Origin of the sequence: Exiguobacterium acetylicum, from assembly GCF_019890935.1 — a bacterium.
Classification (GTDB): domain Bacteria; phylum Bacillota; class Bacilli; order Exiguobacteriales; family Exiguobacteriaceae; genus Exiguobacterium_A; species Exiguobacterium_A abrahamii.
Window position 1 is genome coordinate 732,522 of record NZ_CP082333.1, and the last position, 16,915, is coordinate 749,436.

The following is a 16,915-nucleotide window of genomic DNA, read 5'->3' on the forward strand; positions in this document are numbered from 1 at the left end:
AAATTGGAGGTTTTACTCATGGCAGAAACAAACTTATACGATCACGCGTACACACTGGAGCGTGCATTACGTGAAACTTCGGAGTACACGGCATTAAAAGACTTGTACACGCAAGTTAACGCGGATCCGGAATCAAACGAATTGTTCGCATCGTTCCGTAACATCCAACTCGAATTACAACAAAAACAGATGCAAGGTGAAGAAATCACACCAGACGATATGGCGTCTGCTCAAACAAAGATGCTCGAAGTACAAAACAACCCATTAATCAGTCAGCTGATGCAAGAAGAGCAACGGATGCACACGATGTTGACAGAAGTCACACAAATCATCATGAAGCCGTTAGAAGAACTCTACGCGCCAATGATGGAGCAACAAGACGACGTTCAATAAGTCATCAAAAAAGGAAGACGGCCATAGTGGCGCGTCTTCCTTTTTTTGTATGGCTCAAGATGAAGCAGGAACGATCCGTGGCAAGTAAGCGCGCTCGAAATGAATCAAACGACCTGAACGTGTGACACGAGCGGCATGATGGGCGTACCCACTCTCATTGAGACGCCGAATCCCTTCTTCTCGTGCCTGTCCATCTGTTTCTGCTTCAAAAACGTCATCGAGTAACGTTTCACCACGATCTGAAAAGACTGTAATCGTATACTGCATACTTGTTCCTCCCTTGTCTGATCGGTCTTGTATTTAGTATAGTGAATATCCATTCATTTTACAAGCGCAAGTCTAAGTCTTGCCACGTCAACTGTCGCGCAGCGGGAGGAGTAGTCAGGTGACTGACCGTCATACCAATCAAGCGGATCGGTCCGTCGAAGGTGATGCCATTGAACAGTTTCGTTGTTTCCTCAAGTAATCGTTCTTCGTCCGCCGTCTCTTCTGAAAATGTATGCCGTTTCGAACGTGACTGGAATGTATCGGTCTTCCACTTGATCGTGATCGTCCGGCAGACGAGTTCTTTTTTTTGAAGACTCGCAATGACGGATTTTGATTCTCGAATCAACGTCTCGAATATCGTATCGATATCCTCCGTATCTTCTTCGAAGGTCGTCTCAGAACCAATCGATTTTCGCTCGCGTTCCGGACGAACGGGACGTTCATCGATGCCATGCGCCATTGCATGCAGTTCCGTTCCGCGATCGCGTCCGAGCAATGCTCGTAATTGTTCGACGGGCATTGCTTGGACATCTGCGACGGTTTCAATTCCTTGTTTTCGTAACGCTTGTTCCGTGACTTTTCCGACGCCATGTAAATCTCCAATTTTTAATGGAGACAAGAAACTGAGGACGTCCTCTGGAGGAACGACCGTCAACCCGTTCGGTTTCTCGTATCCGGAAGCGACCTTCGCGACGAGCTTAGAGTTCGAAACACCAGCAGAGGCCGTCAGACCTGTCCGTTCTTTAATTTGCTGTAGAACATATTGCGCGATATAGGTTGCACTTTTTTGATCAAAATAATTTTCCGTGACGTCGAGGTATGCCTCATCAAGCGAGAGAGGCTCGACGAGTGGTGTCACTTCTCGAAAAAGCGCCATGATTTGCGCACTGACAGCTCGGTAGACGTCAAAGCGGGGACGAATGAAGACCGCACGAGGGCAGAGCTGAAAGGCGCGTCGTGACGGCATCGCGCTATGGATGCCATATTTCCGTGCTTCATAGGAACAGGTTGCTACGACACCACGGGCATGAGGCGGTCCACCGACGACGACAGGAACACCTTTTAATCGAGGACGATCGCGTTGCTCGACGGAAGCGTAAAAGGCGTCCATATCAATATGAATGATTTTTCGTTCCATCGGACAAGCGTCTCCTTTCAGTAGATATGATACAATTAGTATAACGAACTTATGTTCTGATATCTATTTTTTTGGTCGACTATTCTTTGGCATCCGAACAAGAGCGCCTAACCATCCGCGCCAGCGCATCCAGTAGAAGATACCACCGGTCGAGAGAAAGATCAGACCGAGGGATAGAGCGTAACCATATTTCCATTCTAATTCCGGCATGATTTTAAAGTTCATCCCCCAAATCGCACCGAGGGCCATCGTTGGTGTCGCGACGGCAGTAAAGATCGTTAATGCCTTCATGATTTCGTTTCCACGGAAGTTCGAGACAGTCGTTGATAAGTCGAGCAGGACCTCAATGTCTTTTTGATAATGTTCGATGAGCATCAACAGACGGCGGACACGTTTTGTAGCTAGTTTCAACGAAAGATCCTCAAGATACGCGTCCTCGTCGAGAAATGATTCTTCGCCAGCCATGACGAGCTCTTGAAACGGAACGATCAAATCGGACCAGTTCTCGATCGTGTCGCGTAACGCGAAGATGCTATCGAGTGAATCTTCATTGATGCTACCGCGCAGTTCATCTTGTCTTGAGAACAGTTCCGTCTCAAACTGATCGATACCGGCAAAATACGTGTTCAGCTGTAAAGCAAGAATCGTATAAAAAGCCGCAAAGGGATGCGCAGGAGAATAGGGAGCGACCAGGGACACGATCGAATCCGACAATCCAATCGTGATGAGTTTTTCTTTCGTTACGTAAAAGCAAATCGAGCGGCGATCACTTTTGTCGACAGGATTTTGCCAGGTGACGACAGCGCCATAGAGAACCCCTTTTTCCGAGCGGGTGAAGTTCATGTCTTTCGATCGCAGCTGTGTGACCCAGTCCATTTCGGATTGGTCGACGGCAGCCGTCGGAAAGGTTTGTTCATAGTCAGCTAAATCGAGATAGCGGGACCAATTAAATTGAGGTTCCAGTTCCATGTTCATGACTCCCATATAGTAGAATGAAATAGTATATGCCTTAAGTGTAGTCAATGGAATATAAAAAAGACACCTATTTTACAGATAAAGGACGTGTTTCAAGTATGAAAGGAATCGGTAAATTAGCAGTTGGAGAAACGCTCGATCAACGAGCGATGATCAAGCAAGCGGTCAAAGGAATTGCAGCAAATGGGAAACCATACTTGACGCTCATCTTGACGGATAAGACAGGCGAAATCGAGACGAAGATGTGGGATACGAGTGATCTTGAAAAATATGCACCGAAATCAATAGTCCATGCTGCTGGAGAAGTTATGGACTATCGGGGACGGACACAACTCAAGCTCAAACAAATCACGGTCCTAGAGGAGACGAATGTCGAGGACTACGTCCAATCCGCACCGATTCCGCGAGAGCAGATCGAGACGGAAGTCCTCGCGTTCGTAGAATCGATTCAGAACAGTGATATGAAAAAGCTCGTTAAACATTTGATTACTTCACGATTTGACGCCTATTTCACGCATCCGGCAGCGGTCAAGAACCATCATGCTTTTTACTCGGGGCTGTCATACCACGTCCTTTCGATGTTGCGTCTAGCGGATCAAATCGCTCAACTCTATCCGACCTTAAACCGTGACGTGCTAATCAGTGGCATCATTCTGCACGATTATGCGAAAATCAAGGAGTTATCCGATCCGGTTGCACCGGAATATACGTTGCCTGGTAAACTCGTCGGTCATATTACGATGATGGTAGCGGAACTTGAGAAAGTCGGAGCAGAATTACAAATTGACGCAGAAGTACTGACGGTCTTGCAACATCTCGTCTTAAGTCATCACGGACGACCGGAATGGGGTTCTGCCGTCGCACCACAGATGCGCGAGGCAGAAGTTTTGTTCTTGATCGATAACCTTGATGCACGGATGACGATGATGGATCGTCTCCTTGAATATGTCGAGCCAGGACAGTTCTCGGAACGATCATTCGCACTAGATAATCGTGCTTTTTACCGTCCGAAGCTATAAGGGGGAAAAAAGATGAAGACGAAGTTGTTTGATACGGTTCAACTCGGAACGTTGACATTCCGAAATCGGGTCATCATGGCGCCGATGTGTATGTACAGTGCAAAAGAAGATGGACTCGTTACGGATTGGCATGTCACGCACTATGCAACCCGTGCGATGGGTGGTGTTGGTGGCGTCATCTTAGAAGCGAGTGCCGTCACGCCAGACGGTCGCATTTCAGCCGGTGATCTTGGAATTTGGTCAGATGCGCATATCGAAGGCTTACAACGGATCGCAGAGCAAGTCAAAGCAGCGGGTGCCAAAGCGGGGATTCAACTAGCTCATGCCGGGCGCAAAAGCACGACGGCAGAACCACCCGTTGCACCGAGCGCTTTACCGTTTGATGATACGTATACACATCCACGAGCATTAACGCTTGAGGAAATCTCAACGATCAAACAACAGTTCATCGATGCAGCACTGCGTGCGGAACGAGCAGGGTACGATTTCATTGAAATTCATGGGGCTCATGGTTACTTATTGAACACGTTCCTCTCTCCGTTATCAAACGTTCGTGAGGACCAATACGGTGGATCGGTTGAAAATCGGATGCGCTTGTTGCTAGAGATCATTGATGGCATTCAAGCCGTTTCAAAGCTGTCGATTTGGGTCCGGATTTCAGCAGCCGATCACGCAACAGGGGGAATGACTGCGACGGATTATATTCCACTCGCGAAAGAACTAGCTGCACGTCACATCGATTTACTCGACTGTAGTTCAGGTGCTGTCGTCGCTAATGCCGTACCGGAAGTGTATCCAGGCTATCAAGTGAGCTATGCAGAAGAGTTGAAACGAGAGACGGGTATTGCAACAGGCGCGGTTGGATTGATTACGACAGCTGCCCATGCAGAAGAAATCGTCCGTAACGGTCGAGCAGATATCGTCCTGCTCGCACGTGAACTACTTCGCCAACCGTACTGGGTCTATCATGCGGCAGCCGAACTAGGAGACACGGTCGCTTTGCCGAAACAATACGAACGGGCACCGATTCGGACGGTTCGTTAACTATCGCTCATATGAATGAAAAACGACACGAAAAAGGAAGCCTTCGCGGCTTCCTTTTTTGATTACTGCTGTTGTTGTTGCATCATCTGTTGTTGCATTTGTTGTTGTTCTTGTTTATCTAAATCAAAAGCATCCTTGAAGTCTTTGTTTTCGATTTTAACATCGTATTCTTTCATGAGTGAACGGTAGATATCGTTCGGGTTGACTTGTGCTGCTTTTTCTTCAGCAAGCGCTTTTTTGATGCGAGCTTTTTCTTTATCAAGTGTAAAGTCTTTCTTTTCTTTACGATCGACTACTTTAATGATGTGGTAACCGAATTGTGTTTTGATTGGATCGGAGATTTTACCTTCAACGCCATCCTTGAACGCATAATCTTCGAATTCCTTGACCATTTTACCTTTTGTGAAGTATCCAAGATCTCCACCTTTTGTACCGCTACCTGTATCTGTTGATTTCTCTTTTGCGAGTTTCGCGAAGTCCGCGCCGTCATCCAATTGCTTTTTGATGTCTTTTGCTTCTGACTCTTTCGCAACGAGGATATGGCTTGCTTTGACTTCGACTTTTTCTTGGTCAAAACGCTCTTGGATTTCTTTATCTGTTACTTTTGATTTCGCAGATTTTGCTTCCGTTAAGAGCATTTGTGTGCGAAGAACTTTCTCGAATTCTTTTTCGTTCTTGATTCCAGCAGATTTCAATGTTGTACTGAACTGCTCTTTATCCGGGAACTGGTCTTTGGTCTTCTTGACTTCTGCTTCGACTTCTTTATCCGTGACTTCTTTGCCGTATTTCTTCTCAAGCAATTTGTTCATCGTTTGCTGGAAGGCGATTTGAGCACCAGCTTTTTCGTATGCTTCTTCTTGGACGTCAGCCTTGTTGACTTCGCCACCTTTGTAATTGATGACGGCTTCGTCATTTGATCCACATGCTGCTAACGTAAATACACTTGCGACTGCTGCTGCGCCTAACAATTTCTTTTTCATACATACACCCCTAATTTACCATTTATTTCAACCGTTTTATCATATCATATTCTCGTCTGGTTGACAGCTGTATCTTGTCATGCCAAGAGATACTTGCTCTTTTCCATGCTATCACATCCAAGTAGTCGGTTGAGGATAATTTTTATGGGAAATTGTGAGGGAAATAACGCTCTTGAGACATAGTAGTAATGTCCTTGTCATGAGGAAAAAAGACCTAAAAAAAGCATTCTAGCTAGAGGCTAAAACGCTTTTGGTAAGGTTATGCTTTTTTGATTGAGTCCATGACTGGATCTTGAGGGCGACGATCTGCTTCTTCTGTGATCATCTTTGATGTCTCAGCAAATATGTCCATGAAGCTGTCGCCATACAAGCGACGTACGATCGCAGAAATGTCCGTTAATTCCGGGAACTTCCCGTACAGTTCCTGAAGAGGAAGTGATGCACGGAAGACACCGTTTTCTTCAGGGCGGAACGCTTGAATCGTCTCAAGTAAGAGTGATTCGCCCTCTGGTGTCAACTGGACGTAGGTATTTCGTTTATCTGTTTCCTTTTTTGAGAACGTCAACAGTCCACGGTCTTCTAACTTCTTCGAGAAGTTGAATGCCGTCGAGACGTGCATGACACCATACTTCGCGATCTCTGAAATTGAGGCACCGCCTAGCGCGTGCGAAATCCACAAGATATGATGTTCATTGATGTTCAGATCAAAAGGCTTGATCCAATTTTGCCAATCTTTTTCTACCGTTTTCCATAGTGCTTTGCTTAACTGGACAATCTTGTGGCTATACAACAAAGCCTCTTGTCCAGGATATAACTTTTCGTGTTCCATATCTGACTCATCCTTTCGAAAGGTGACAATGGCTCAAACGCGCAAAATGCAAACTATACAAAAACAAATCGAAGCAACGGATCTTACTTTTGTGGAGAAAGCTGGTCTGCTTCCTGTTTCGCTTCATCAGCGAGAGACTGGATCTTCGTGAGCGATGCTTGGACTTCCGTTTGGTATTCCGAGACGCTCTGCATGACTTCTTCTTTGAAGTGCATACCAGACGCTTTTGCTGTCTCTACTAAGTTCTTGCCCTCCTGGGTCAAATCCTGCACATTCGTTACGATTGTAGAATAAGAATTTCGACGTTGATGACCGTTCGAAGAGTCGCTTTTCGTACCTTGGCGAAGCGCCTTCAGACCGTAAAAAGTCACAAGTGTTAGCGTAGCACCAAAAGCGACCCAGTTACGGGCGGGACGCTTCGACATATTGAACCTCCTTTTTAATATTAAAATATTTGTTTCATATTATTTTACCGAAAATCGAATGAAAGAAACCTATTTCGGCAATATTTTTCTAAGAATAGAAGAAAAAGAACAAACTTAGATGCGAGAAGCGATCGAGTTAGCGAGTTCAGCCAATTCCTCTGCCGTGTAATCGTCATTATGAACTTCCCATTTCGCGCCGAAACCGTCTTGTTTATCGTGACGCGGAATGAGGTGCAGGTGGAAGTGGGAGACCGATTGACCCGCTACCTTTCCTGTATTCGATAAGAGATTCATGCCAGCTGCTTCTGTCTCTTGTTGAAGCGCACGACTGATTTGCGGGATCGTCGCAAATACGTCTTGTGCTTGTTCAGGAGAAAGATCATACAAATTATCAGCATGTTGTTTTGGGATGACGAGCGTATGTCCTTTCGTCACTTGTGACAGGTCAAGGAAAGCGAGAACTTGTTCGTTCTCGAATACGATATGACCAGGGACTTCTTTGCGAGCAATTTTACAGAAGATACATGATTCTTTTTGCATGGAACGTTCACTCCCTTGGGTAAGATAATATTAGTATACGGAAAGTTTCCGACTTCCGCACGATTGACAGTCAAATTGAACCCGATACACTTAGAAACATACAGCTACTGAAGAAAGGAGCGAATTGCATGGCATCACGAGTAGCCTCGACGGCACAAAAAAAACGAAAACGGCGTCTACTCGTCGGTAGCGTCATCGTCGTCGGTCTTTTCTTATTATTTGCCTTTTGGTTTGGGCGTAACATGCAAGAAGCCTCGAGAATGGAAAAAACAGATGAGCGTCTTGCTACCTTATTAAAGGAAAAGGATCAGCGTGGATTTCAACAACTCGTCACGATGAACGGTAAGTCACTACCGATGAGTGAGGCGACGCGACTCGTTAATTGGTTGACAGCTGACTCAGAGCGGACGGACCGGGTCATCGCACAAGTCAAACAGGATCAAGACGCAGGGAAGCAAGTGAAGACACATCTGTTTTCGTTACAAGAAGAGGATGGATGGCTTTGGTATGACCGGTACTCTCTCGATGTGAACCCTCAACGGTTAACCGTTTCGAGTGATCTACCGGGAACAAAGGTTTCACTAGATGGAGAAGAAGTCGGGACAATCGATCAGAAATCCCTTGAAGTCAAGCGATCTCCTGGAGAGTACGATGTTCAAGTAAGTGCGGAACAATCAGGACAGACCGTCCAGGAATCAAAGACGGTACAATTCGGAGATGAACCGAACGCGACAGTCGACTTTAAATTGGCTGATCGGTTCAATACGACCGTTTCGAACGAATATGCAGTCGATATCAAAACGTTACTTGAGACGGAAGTGAAAGCCCGAACTGGAAAAAGTATCGATACGATGACGGGCTATCTTGGACGTTCGCGTGATTCGTTCGAGAATACGTTCGGCACGCCTGATTCGACTGTTGCTAACCGAGCACGATACGATGGATATGAAGTGACCTATCAGTCGGGTCAGGTGCAAGAATTGTTGATCCGATTGAATAAGACTCCGGATGAACTGGAAGCCATCGCTGGAAAACCAGAACGAAAGAAGCGCGAGCAAGTCGGTACCGTTTGGGAATATCCGTCTAGTTTTCTCGAAGGTGTGTTCGAATGGTTGAACTTACGAGCAGAAAAACGAGTCGTCGAGCGAGAAGACAGCATGTGGTTACAATTAAAAGACTAAAAAAATCCTCGGACAGAACGTCCGAGGATTTTTGGTTATCGTTTATTCACCGCACGGAGAATGAACGATACGATAAGGATAAGAATGATAGCTCCGAGTAAAGCAGGAACGATTGCGAATCCGGCAACGATTGGACCCCAATCTCCAAATAATGCTTGACCGATGATTGCACCTACGAAACCAGCGATGATGTTACCGATGATACCGCCTGGAACATCTTTACCTAAAATCAAGCTTGCTAACCAACCAATAATACCGCCGACGATTAACGCCCATAAGAATCCCATTTAAAACACTCCTTTTCAATTTAAAATTTATGATTACTTGCGTACTGCCCGGAGAATAAGTGAAACGATGAAGATCAAGATGACTGCTCCGAGAATAGCCGGAATGACTGCGAAACCAGCGATTTTTGGTCCCATTGAACCAAAGATGGCTTGACCGATCATCGAACCGATGAAACCAGCGATAATGTTACCGATGATGCCACCCGGTACGTCTTTCCCGATAATTAAACTTGCGATCCAACCGATGAGACCACCAATGATGAGTGCCCATAAGAAACCCATTTTTAAACATCTCCTCTACATATTAGTTTTACCTGTTTTCAGGCAGTTATAAACACGTGCGAAAATGAAAAAATCTGAAATCGTTCATTCTTTAAATGACTAGACGATTAGACCACTTGATAGAGAATAAATGGACGATTCATTGATTTCACTTTCAATTTACATGTAAATCGTTTTCATATATTGATGTAACGATTACACTTAGAGTAATTGCCGAAAAAACAAGTATTAAAACATTATATTTTAAAAAACTAGGCGTTAAGCTAGAAAAACGAAGCAAATCTACTTTACGATGAGCCTAAAGGGAGTGGCGAACATGTTATTGGATATCAAAAGTTTATCAGGAGGATATGGATCGAAAACCGTTCTGCATGACATTAATATTGAAGTCGATCAAGGTGAACTCGTTGGTTTAATTGGGTTAAACGGTGCGGGGAAATCGACGACGATCAAGCATATCCTTGGTCTTTTACCGGTCAAGACGGGATCAGTTCGAATCAATGGATTGGATTTAACGACGAACGAAACCGAGTATCGTCGTCAAGTCGCATATATTCCGGAACAGCCGATGTTATATGAACAACTGACGTTGCGGGAGCATCTTCGTTTGATGGCGCAAGGATATGACGTCGAAGAAACAATCGCGACAGAACGCGCGCAACATTACGCTGAACGACTTCGAATGACGAAGCAACTCGAATGGTTTCCAAGTGTCTTCTCAAAAGGGATGAAGCAAAAAGCGATGATTTTATGTGCACTCGTCACAGGGAGTGAATTGTTGATCGTCGATGAACCGTTCGTTGGACTTGACCCTTTAGCGATTCGCGAGTTACTTCAGATTTTTAGTGAACTGAAACAGGATGGAAAAGGGATCTTAATGTCAACACATATCCTTGAGACAGCCGAGCGTCACTGTAATCGATTCGTGCTCTTACATGAGGGGCACATTGCAGCAGAAGGAACGACAGCTGCTTTACGAGCGCGATATGGACTTCAAGATGGAACGCTGGATGATCTGTACGTTGCCGCAATCGAGGAGGCGGAACGATGAACAGCCAGTCCTTATGGAAGGAACGATACCAGGCGGCGATGACGGAAACAGTGAAATATACACGATATATGGCGAATGGTGGACTGTTATTCACCGTTTACTTCGTTATTTTGTACGGTTTAGTCGTCTACGGTCGTTTCCTCGACCAACTCGATCCATCGTTTCCTGGTCGATTCGTCATGGCAGCCTTATTTCTGATTTTACCGCTCTACCGAACAAGTCGGACGTTTCTCGTCGAAGCGGATCAAGTGTTTCTGTTACCGGTATTAGCGAAGTTATCAGGGTTTATGCAACAAGTCCGAGCGTATAATGCGATCTTTGGTATCATTCGTGCGGTGCTTCCGTTTCTAGCAGTCGTTGTCCTCTATGTTCGAACGGAGCAGACGACACCACTTGAACTTGTTTTACTTGGAGCAGCACTTGCTTTGTTCGGAGCGGCTGCGAATTTATCAAAGCTTGAAGGGATCGCACATCGGACGGTGTTACTGTATGCGTTCGGAGCGGCGCTACTCGTCATCATCGATATGGCGTGGATGGCAATCGTCGTCGCACTTCTCTTAATGGTCGTACTCCATTTGAAGCGTCAGGACCATCTTCCTCTACGCGAATGGATTGCACTTGAGCAGGAATCGCGCGATCGTTTTTACCGACTAGCAAATTGGTTCGTCGATGTACCTCATTTGACAGCAACGTATAAACGCCGTCGTCTCTTAAGTAACATGGTCGAGCGGATTCCACATCGAGCGCAAACGACATTCGATTACCTGTATGTCAAACAGTTCATCCGGAGTGGGGACGGCATCGGATTGATTGTTCGTTTGACATTGATTGGGGTCGTATTCATGTGGTTGGCAAACGGTAACGAGTTGTTCGTTGCGCTTGCAATCCCTGCGTTTGCAGGATTGACAAGCTTTCAACTAGCACCGTTTACGAAGGCAGTAGACCAACACCTATTGACTCGTCTATTACCGTTTGGAAATGCTGTACAGGCGAAACGGAAAATCATCCGCTTCGCAGCAATCAGTCAATGCATCGTTTTGACGCTACTTGGATTCTTTTTAAGCGGATCCATCTATGTCGTTGGTGGGGCAGCCTTGGCGCTTGTGATTGGTGAATACTACGCTCGAAAATAATAAACAAGAAAGAGCCTACGCGATGAATCCATCGTGTAGGCTCTTGTTCTTTACTAATTGTTAATTGACGCGTTCGTTTGAGAGGTCTTCTTCTTCGACCATACGTAATTCTTTGCTGACAGGAGCAGGGAGATCGTAAGAAGATTGACCATGTTCCGCAACGTCCAGTCCACGGAGTTCATCTTCGCGTGTGATCCGAAGACCAATCGTAAGATCGAGAACTTTTAAGAATGCGTAACTCAAGACGCTGACGATGACGACGGCAAAGACGACGCCAAGTGCTTGAACACCGAGTTGCGTAAAACCGCCACCATAGAAGAGACCAGCTTGTCCGATCCCTGTGATTTCAACGAGTCGTGGTGAAGCGAAGAATCCAGTTGCGAGTGTGCCCCAGATACCAGCGACGCCATGAACGGAGAAGGCACATAATGGATCATCGACACGGCTTGCGAGAAGAATGCTCGTTCCATATGTGATCACACCAGCGAGGAAGCCAATGACGACGGCTGCCCACGGTTCAACGAAGGCACAGGCTGCTGTGATGGCGACAAGTGCAGCTAATACGCCGTTGATGATCGAAGGGATATCTGCGACACGACGGTGCCAGAATGAGATGGCAAGAGCACCGAGGGCACCTGCTGCAGTCGCAAGTAACGTCGTCAAGGCAACGTAACTAAAGAACCCATCGGCAATCGTTAGTGTCGAACCAGCGTTGAAGCCGAACCAACATAACCAGAGGATGAAGGCACCAACGACAGAATAGATGACGTTATGTCCGAGTAACGGTGTTTTTTCAGCACCGATTCGTTTCTTAAGCAGTAAAGCAGCAACGAGTGCAGCGATCCCACCTTGTAAGTGAACGACCGTTGATCCAGCGAAGTCTTGCATCCCGAGCGAACCAAGGAATCCACCTGCCCAAACGGAACGTGCGATGATCGGATAGATGATGGCAACGAAAAACGTTCCGAACAACAGGTAGACGGATAATTTAGCACGTTCTGCGAATCCGCCCCAAGCGATCGCGAGGGAGACAGCGACGAATGAGAGTTGGAAGAGGAACTTCACATCAATCGTGATGTTCGACCAATCAAGACTGCTGAACCCTCCTTGTAAGAAGAATCCTTCCGTTCCGATGATGGAGTTGCCATCACCGAACGTCAATCCGAATCCGATGGCCCAAAAGGCGAGAGCGGCAACCGAGAAGCTGATGATTTGTTTGACAGCGACGTGCCCCGCGTTCTTCGCTCGTAACATCCCTGTTTCTAGAAGTAAGAATCCGATTTGCATCGTAAAGACGAGCAGTGCTGCGAATAAGACATAAAACGTATCGACTGAGATAGCGAGTTGTTCCAGTTTCATTGTCGTTCCTCCTTTATCCATTTAAAGTATGTGTTTACTTTAGACGGAAATACTTTCAAAGAAACGTGTTGTGTCAGAAAATCTGACATGGTATTTTTGTGGAAAGGAGTGACGAAGATGAACTACCGTGAAAAAAAGGTGATGTCGATCGGAATCGTCTGTGAATTGACCGGATTGTCAGAACGTCAGATTCGTTACTATGAAGAACGGAAGTTGATCTTTCCAGAACGGACAAATGGAAAGACACGAAAATATTCGTTTACGGATGTCGAGCGACTCGTCGAAGTCGCGGAAAAAATCGAGGATGGCTGGCGCACGCACGAAATTCGAGAAAAAGAACGCAAGGTAACGGAACAGCAACGTTCTGACTTGATTCGTGGTCAGTTGAATGCTGCATTCGGTCTTTACAAGAAACAGTGAACATTTCATGAACTGGTAACAGAACTGTCATTTTGTAAACGATTTATTGGCACAGACTTCTTAATTTCAGATATAATGTTTCTGTGTTCACAAACTTATCGTACGTTTTTTTGGGGCGTTAGAACGAGTATAAAGGGGTAGTTATGATGAAGAAATTCAATGATACGTTTTTGCGGGCGATCCGTGGCGAGCAGATTGATCACGTTCCCGTCTGGTACATGCGACAAGCAGGTCGTTATCAAGCGGAATATCGTGAAATCAAGAAGACGCGGACGCTTTTCGAGATCACACATGACTCGGAACTAGGCGCATATGTGACAGAACTACCTGTAAAACAATTAGGGGTCGATGCAGCGATTCTGTATAAAGACATCATGACGCCACTTCCATCAATGGGCGTTGACGTCGAAATCAAGAGTGGTATCGGTCCAGTCATCGCGAACCCGATTCGCACGATGGCAGATGTCGAAGCATTACAACCATTCAACCGTGAAGATATTCCATATATCTATGAAACGATTCGTTTGTTACGGGAACGACTCGAAGTACCGTTGATTGGTTTTTCCGGGGCACCATTCACGCTTGCGAGCTACATGATTGAAGGTGGTCCTTCGAAGGGATACCATAAAACGAAAGCATTGATGTATGGACAACCTGAGGTATGGCATGCCTTAATGGAGAAACTAGGTGACATGGTCATCGATTACATCAAATCACAAGTGGATGCAGGAATCCAAGCGTTCCAAATCTTTGATTCATGGGTCGGAACGACAAGCCGGAAAGATTATGTCCGTTACATCAAGCCAACGATGGAACGCATTTTCACGGAATTAAAAGATACAGGCGTGCCGATGATCATGTTCGGTGTAGGAGCGAGTCACTTGGCAGAAGAATGGCACAGTTTACCGTTAGACGTCGTCGGACTTGATTGGCGTTTGTCGATTGACGAAGCGCGTGAGCGTGGACTGACGAAACCTGTCCAAGGAAACCTCGACCCGTCTTATCTGTTAGCGCCGTGGGATATCCTTGAAGCAAAAACGAAGGAAATTCTCGACATGGGAATGAAGCAACCAGGCTTCATCTTTAACCTCGGTCACGGCATCTTCCCGGAAGTCGATCCAGAAGTATTGAAACGTTTGACTGCATTTATCCATGATTATTCGAAAGAAAAAATGGAGGTAGGAAAATGAAGACGTTAGGACTACTTGTTATGGCGTATGGTACGCCATATAAACCAGAAGATATCGAGCGTTATTATACGCACATCCGTCGCGGGCGCAAACCGTCTCCAGAAGCATTGGCAGAGTTGACGGAACGTTACGAAGCCATCGGTGGTGTCTCACCACTCGCACAAGTCACGATTGATCAGGCTGAAGAGCTACACCGTCAACTGTCTGAGAAATATGCTGGTGAAATCGAGTTCAAACTCTATCTTGGTCTGAAACACATCGAGCCATTCGTTGAGGATGCTGTCGAGCAAATGGCAAAAGACGGCATTACGGAAGCGGTCACGGTCGTTTTAGCACCACACTATTCGACGTTCAGTATTCGTTCATATAACGGTCGTGCGAAGGAAGTCGCGGATAAGCATGGTATTCGTCTCGCATCCGTCGAATCGTGGTACAAAGAAGAAGCGTTTCTCGATTGGTGGGGGAAAGAAATCCGCAAGACGTTCGACGCTTTACCAGTACCTGAAGAGAAAGCCGTTCTCGTCGTTTCAGCACACAGTCTACCTGAGAAAATCATTGCAAACGGTGATCCATACCCAGAGCAATTGAAGGAAACAGCCGAATTGATAGCGCAACGTGCTGGTGTACCGCATATGATCACAGGCTGGCAATCGGCTGGACAAACGCCAGAACCATGGCTTGGACCAGATGTTCAGGATTTGACACGTGACGTCTACGAAGAAAAAGGATACGAAGCATTCGTCTACGTACCCGTTGGTTTCGTTGCCGATCACCTAGAAGTATTGTTCGATAATGATTACGAGTGTAAAGTCGTCTGCGACGAACTCGGAATTCATTATGCGCGACCTGTCATGCCAAACGCGGATCCAGCTTTCATGAAAGCTGTCACGGAAGCCGTCGCGAAACAGGTGGGTAGTTATGTCCAGTAAACGTCTCGTCATCGTGGGCGGTGGTATATCAGGACTTGCAGCCGCCTATTATGCAGAGAAGCAGTTTCCGGAGATGAACATCACGTTACTCGAGGCAGAAGGTCGTCTCGGTGGCAAGGTGGCGACATATCGGGACGAAGGATTGACGATCGAGCGGGGACCAGATTCATACGTCGCACGGAAACACGTGTTGACGGATCTCATTGAAGAGATCGGATTAGGGGATCAACTCGTTCGCAATAACACGTCGCAAGCGTATATCTTGGATGCGCGCGGTCTCCACCCGATTCCAAAAGGTGCCGTCATGGGCATCCCGACCGATTTAGAGTTATTCGCAGAGACGTCTCTACTGACGGAAGAAGAAAAAGCAGAGGTGACAGAACGTTTGCTTCACCCTGCTCCTGATTTGACGATTCCGGAAACAGACATCCCATTAGGGGAATACCTGCGTCCGCGTCTTGGAGATGCGCTCGTCGAGAAGTTGATCGAACCGCTTCTTTCAGGCATCTATGCGGGTGATATCGACCGGATGAGTACGTTCGCGACCTATCCGCAATTCGTTGCGAATGAGCAAAAGGCGGGAAGCTTGTTCGAAGGAATGCGCCTCATGCGTCCGCTTGATCAACAACAAGGTCCGACGCTCAAAGCGACAGGTCAATTCCTATCACTTGCTACTGGACTCGAGTCTCTCGTCGAGCGTTTAGAAGAAGTGCTCGAACGGACAGAGATTCGTCTAGAGACCCCACTTCGCTCGATTGAACGGGAAGACGACGGGCGGTATCGTCTCGAAACGGATCATGGTCCAGAATATGCCGATGATATTTTGTTGACGATTCCGCATCGCCAAGTCGTGTCCCTGTTACCAGATGCGACGCTTCCAGGGCTTGCGAACCTTTCGACACACTCGACAGCGACAGTTACGTTGATTTTCGATAAGGAAACGGCGTTACCGATTGATGGAACGGGATTCATCGTCAACCGTCGAGCACCGTATTCAATTACAGCATGCACGGCGATTGATCAAAAGTGGAATCATGCAGCACCGAATCATACTGTTCTGCGTGCCTTCATCGGACGCCCCGGAAAAGATGCACTCGTTCGTGAATCAGACGAAATGATTGAACGCGTCGTCTTAGAAGATCTTGAAAACATCTGTGGTCGTCCATTGCAACCGGAACGTGTCGTCATCAGTCGTCTATTAGACGGCTTACCGGCCTACACGGTAGGTCATGCACAGCGGATTCAAGAAGTGCGAGAAATCGTCGCTTCGCATTATCCACACATTCATTTAGCTGGACTTGCCTATGACGGTGTTGGTTTGCCAGACTGTGTAGCAGGTGTCAAAGCGACGCTTGAACAAATGGCGTTACAACAACCGGAACCATGTAAAGAATCATGACACACCTAAACCTTTTTGAAGCTAGCAGTGCTTCAAAAAGGTTTTTTTGTCTTCAGAAGAATGACACGGAAGGA

20 protein-coding genes are annotated in these 16,915 nt (G+C 46.5%); 10 read left to right on the top strand and 10 right to left on the bottom strand.

Features of this window, described 5'->3' with window-relative positions; all coding sequences use genetic code 11:
* The first annotated feature begins 18 nt into the window (after window positions 1-18).
* Window positions 19-393 carry a YlbF/YmcA family competence regulator gene (locus tag K7G97_RS03830; RefSeq protein ID WP_223041407.1) on the top strand — a complete coding sequence of 125 codons (375 nt, stop codon included), beginning with the start codon at window positions 19-21 and terminating at the stop codon, window positions 391-393.
* 54 nt (window positions 394-447) lie between these two features.
* Here K7G97_RS03830 and K7G97_RS03835 read toward each other — a convergent pair whose 3' ends face one another.
* From K7G97_RS03835 to K7G97_RS03845, 3 genes are all read right to left on the bottom strand, one after another.
* A complete protein-coding gene (locus K7G97_RS03835) occupies window positions 448-660 on the bottom strand; it encodes a YhzD family protein (protein ID WP_056059948.1) in 213 nt (70 codons plus the stop codon).
* Between the two features lie 58 nt (window positions 661-718).
* Window positions 719-1,798, bottom strand: a complete 1,080-nt coding sequence (gene dinB, locus K7G97_RS03840; RefSeq protein WP_029340930.1) for a DNA polymerase IV — start codon at window positions 1,796-1,798, stop codon at window positions 719-721.
* Between the two features lie 63 nt (window positions 1,799-1,861).
* Window positions 1,862-2,767, bottom strand: coding sequence for a magnesium transporter CorA family protein (locus K7G97_RS03845; RefSeq protein ID WP_023467340.1), 906 nt, complete (start codon window positions 2,765-2,767; stop codon window positions 1,862-1,864).
* Window positions 2,768-2,871: 104 nt separating this feature from the next.
* On the opposite strand from K7G97_RS03845, the gene K7G97_RS03850 reads away from it, so the two are divergent.
* The gene (locus K7G97_RS03850; RefSeq protein WP_029340932.1) at window positions 2,872-3,792 is read left to right on the top strand and encodes an HD domain-containing protein; all 921 of its coding nucleotides are present in this window, start codon (window positions 2,872-2,874) and stop codon (window positions 3,790-3,792) included.
* 12 nt (window positions 3,793-3,804) lie between these two features.
* Window positions 3,805-4,836 carry an NADPH dehydrogenase NamA gene (gene namA / locus K7G97_RS03855; RefSeq protein WP_223041408.1) on the top strand — a complete coding sequence of 344 codons (1,032 nt, stop codon included), beginning with the start codon at window positions 3,805-3,807 and terminating at the stop codon, window positions 4,834-4,836.
* Window positions 4,837-4,898: 62 nt separating this feature from the next.
* Here the strand turns inward: namA and K7G97_RS03860 are convergent, their stop codons facing one another.
* The 4 genes from K7G97_RS03860 to K7G97_RS03875 form a co-directional block, all read right to left on the bottom strand.
* Window positions 4,899-5,816 carry a peptidylprolyl isomerase gene (locus tag K7G97_RS03860; RefSeq protein ID WP_133207902.1) on the bottom strand — a complete coding sequence of 306 codons (918 nt, stop codon included), beginning with the start codon at window positions 5,814-5,816 and terminating at the stop codon, window positions 4,899-4,901.
* A gap of 259 nt (window positions 5,817-6,075) precedes the next feature.
* A complete protein-coding gene (locus tag K7G97_RS03865) occupies window positions 6,076-6,645 on the bottom strand; it encodes an HTH-type transcriptional regulator Hpr (RefSeq protein ID WP_023467344.1) in 570 nt (189 codons plus the stop codon).
* 83 nt (window positions 6,646-6,728) lie between these two features.
* Window positions 6,729-7,070 carry a hypothetical protein gene (locus K7G97_RS03870; protein WP_023467345.1) on the bottom strand — a complete coding sequence of 114 codons (342 nt, stop codon included), beginning with the start codon at window positions 7,068-7,070 and terminating at the stop codon, window positions 6,729-6,731.
* A gap of 114 nt (window positions 7,071-7,184) precedes the next feature.
* On the bottom strand, window positions 7,185-7,610 hold the full coding sequence (locus K7G97_RS03875) for an HIT family protein (protein ID WP_023467346.1): 426 nt from the start codon (window positions 7,608-7,610) through the stop codon (window positions 7,185-7,187).
* Between the two features lie 128 nt (window positions 7,611-7,738).
* Between K7G97_RS03875 and K7G97_RS03880 the strand changes: the two genes are divergently transcribed.
* Entirely contained in the window at window positions 7,739-8,791 is a 1,053-nt protein-coding gene (locus K7G97_RS03880) for a TcaA second domain-containing protein (RefSeq protein WP_223041409.1), read from the top strand.
* Between the two features lie 35 nt (window positions 8,792-8,826).
* Here K7G97_RS03880 and K7G97_RS03885 read toward each other — a convergent pair whose 3' ends face one another.
* Complete coding sequence (locus K7G97_RS03885; RefSeq protein ID WP_195865567.1) at window positions 8,827-9,078, bottom strand: GlsB/YeaQ/YmgE family stress response membrane protein; 252 nt, start codon at window positions 9,076-9,078, stop codon at window positions 8,827-8,829.
* A gap of 33 nt (window positions 9,079-9,111) precedes the next feature.
* A complete protein-coding gene (locus K7G97_RS03890; RefSeq protein ID WP_023467349.1) occupies window positions 9,112-9,360 on the bottom strand; it encodes a GlsB/YeaQ/YmgE family stress response membrane protein in 249 nt (82 codons plus the stop codon).
* Between the two features lie 316 nt (window positions 9,361-9,676).
* Between K7G97_RS03890 and K7G97_RS03895 the strand changes: the two genes are divergently transcribed.
* Together K7G97_RS03895 and K7G97_RS03900 are read left to right on the top strand one after the other, a co-directional pair.
* A complete protein-coding gene (locus tag K7G97_RS03895; protein ID WP_223041410.1) occupies window positions 9,677-10,411 on the top strand; it encodes an ABC transporter ATP-binding protein in 735 nt (244 codons plus the stop codon).
* Window positions 10,408-11,544 carry an ABC transporter permease gene (locus tag K7G97_RS03900; RefSeq protein ID WP_223041411.1) on the top strand — a complete coding sequence of 379 codons (1,137 nt, stop codon included), beginning with the start codon at window positions 10,408-10,410 and terminating at the stop codon, window positions 11,542-11,544. The genes K7G97_RS03895 and K7G97_RS03900 overlap by 4 nt, the downstream gene beginning before the upstream one ends.
* A gap of 60 nt (window positions 11,545-11,604) precedes the next feature.
* Here K7G97_RS03900 and K7G97_RS03905 read toward each other — a convergent pair whose 3' ends face one another.
* Window positions 11,605-12,903: an ammonium transporter gene (locus tag K7G97_RS03905; protein WP_023467352.1), complete on the bottom strand. Its 1,299-nt coding sequence runs from the start codon at window positions 12,901-12,903 to the stop codon at window positions 11,605-11,607.
* 117 nt (window positions 12,904-13,020) lie between these two features.
* Between K7G97_RS03905 and K7G97_RS03910 the strand changes: the two genes are divergently transcribed.
* The 4 genes from K7G97_RS03910 to hemG all read left to right on the top strand — a co-directional run bounded on the left by K7G97_RS03910 (window position 13,021) and on the right by hemG (window position 16,841).
* A complete protein-coding gene (locus K7G97_RS03910; protein ID WP_023467353.1) occupies window positions 13,021-13,323 on the top strand; it encodes a MerR family transcriptional regulator in 303 nt (100 codons plus the stop codon).
* A 143-nt stretch (window positions 13,324-13,466) separates the two neighbouring features.
* Entirely contained in the window at window positions 13,467-14,513 is a 1,047-nt protein-coding gene (hemE, locus tag K7G97_RS03915; protein WP_023467354.1) for a uroporphyrinogen decarboxylase, read from the top strand.
* Window positions 14,510-15,442: a ferrochelatase gene (hemH, locus tag K7G97_RS03920; protein ID WP_050677707.1), complete on the top strand. Its 933-nt coding sequence runs from the start codon at window positions 14,510-14,512 to the stop codon at window positions 15,440-15,442. Before hemE ends, hemH begins: the two co-directional genes overlap by 4 nt.
* Window positions 15,432-16,841, top strand: coding sequence for a protoporphyrinogen oxidase (hemG, locus tag K7G97_RS03925; RefSeq protein WP_223041412.1), 1,410 nt, complete (start codon window positions 15,432-15,434; stop codon window positions 16,839-16,841). Before hemH ends, hemG begins: the two co-directional genes overlap by 11 nt.
* Window positions 16,842-16,915 lie beyond the last annotated feature (74 nt).

Coding starts and splice junctions, on each gene's coding strand:
- K7G97_RS03830 (WP_223041407.1), top strand. CDS start 19: ATGGCAGAAACAAACTTATACGATCACGCGTACACACTGGAGCGTGCA.
- K7G97_RS03835 (WP_056059948.1), bottom strand. CDS start 660: ATGCAGTATACGATTACAGTCTTTTCAGATCGTGGTGAAACGTTACTC.
- dinB (WP_029340930.1), bottom strand. CDS start 1,798: ATGGAACGAAAAATCATTCATATTGATATGGACGCCTTTTACGCTTCC.
- K7G97_RS03845 (WP_023467340.1), bottom strand. CDS start 2,767: ATGGAACTGGAACCTCAATTTAATTGGTCCCGCTATCTCGATTTAGCT.
- K7G97_RS03850 (WP_029340932.1), top strand. CDS start 2,872: ATGAAAGGAATCGGTAAATTAGCAGTTGGAGAAACGCTCGATCAACGA.
- namA (WP_223041408.1), top strand. CDS start 3,805: ATGAAGACGAAGTTGTTTGATACGGTTCAACTCGGAACGTTGACATTC.
- K7G97_RS03860 (WP_133207902.1), bottom strand. CDS start 5,816: ATGAAAAAGAAATTGTTAGGCGCAGCAGCAGTCGCAAGTGTATTTACG.
- K7G97_RS03865 (WP_023467344.1), bottom strand. CDS start 6,645: ATGGAACACGAAAAGTTATATCCTGGACAAGAGGCTTTGTTGTATAGC.
- K7G97_RS03870 (WP_023467345.1), bottom strand. CDS start 7,070: ATGTCGAAGCGTCCCGCCCGTAACTGGGTCGCTTTTGGTGCTACGCTA.
- K7G97_RS03875 (WP_023467346.1), bottom strand. CDS start 7,610: ATGCAAAAAGAATCATGTATCTTCTGTAAAATTGCTCGCAAAGAAGTC.
- K7G97_RS03880 (WP_223041409.1), top strand. CDS start 7,739: ATGGCATCACGAGTAGCCTCGACGGCACAAAAAAAACGAAAACGGCGT.
- K7G97_RS03885 (WP_195865567.1), bottom strand. CDS start 9,078: ATGGGATTCTTATGGGCGTTAATCGTCGGCGGTATTATTGGTTGGTTA.
- K7G97_RS03890 (WP_023467349.1), bottom strand. CDS start 9,360: ATGGGTTTCTTATGGGCACTCATCATTGGTGGTCTCATCGGTTGGATC.
- K7G97_RS03895 (WP_223041410.1), top strand. CDS start 9,677: ATGTTATTGGATATCAAAAGTTTATCAGGAGGATATGGATCGAAAACC.
- K7G97_RS03900 (WP_223041411.1), top strand. CDS start 10,408: ATGAACAGCCAGTCCTTATGGAAGGAACGATACCAGGCGGCGATGACG.
- K7G97_RS03905 (WP_023467352.1), bottom strand. CDS start 12,903: ATGAAACTGGAACAACTCGCTATCTCAGTCGATACGTTTTATGTCTTA.
- K7G97_RS03910 (WP_023467353.1), top strand. CDS start 13,021: ATGAACTACCGTGAAAAAAAGGTGATGTCGATCGGAATCGTCTGTGAA.
- hemE (WP_023467354.1), top strand. CDS start 13,467: ATGATGAAGAAATTCAATGATACGTTTTTGCGGGCGATCCGTGGCGAG.
- hemH (WP_050677707.1), top strand. CDS start 14,510: ATGAAGACGTTAGGACTACTTGTTATGGCGTATGGTACGCCATATAAA.
- hemG (WP_223041412.1), top strand. CDS start 15,432: ATGTCCAGTAAACGTCTCGTCATCGTGGGCGGTGGTATATCAGGACTT.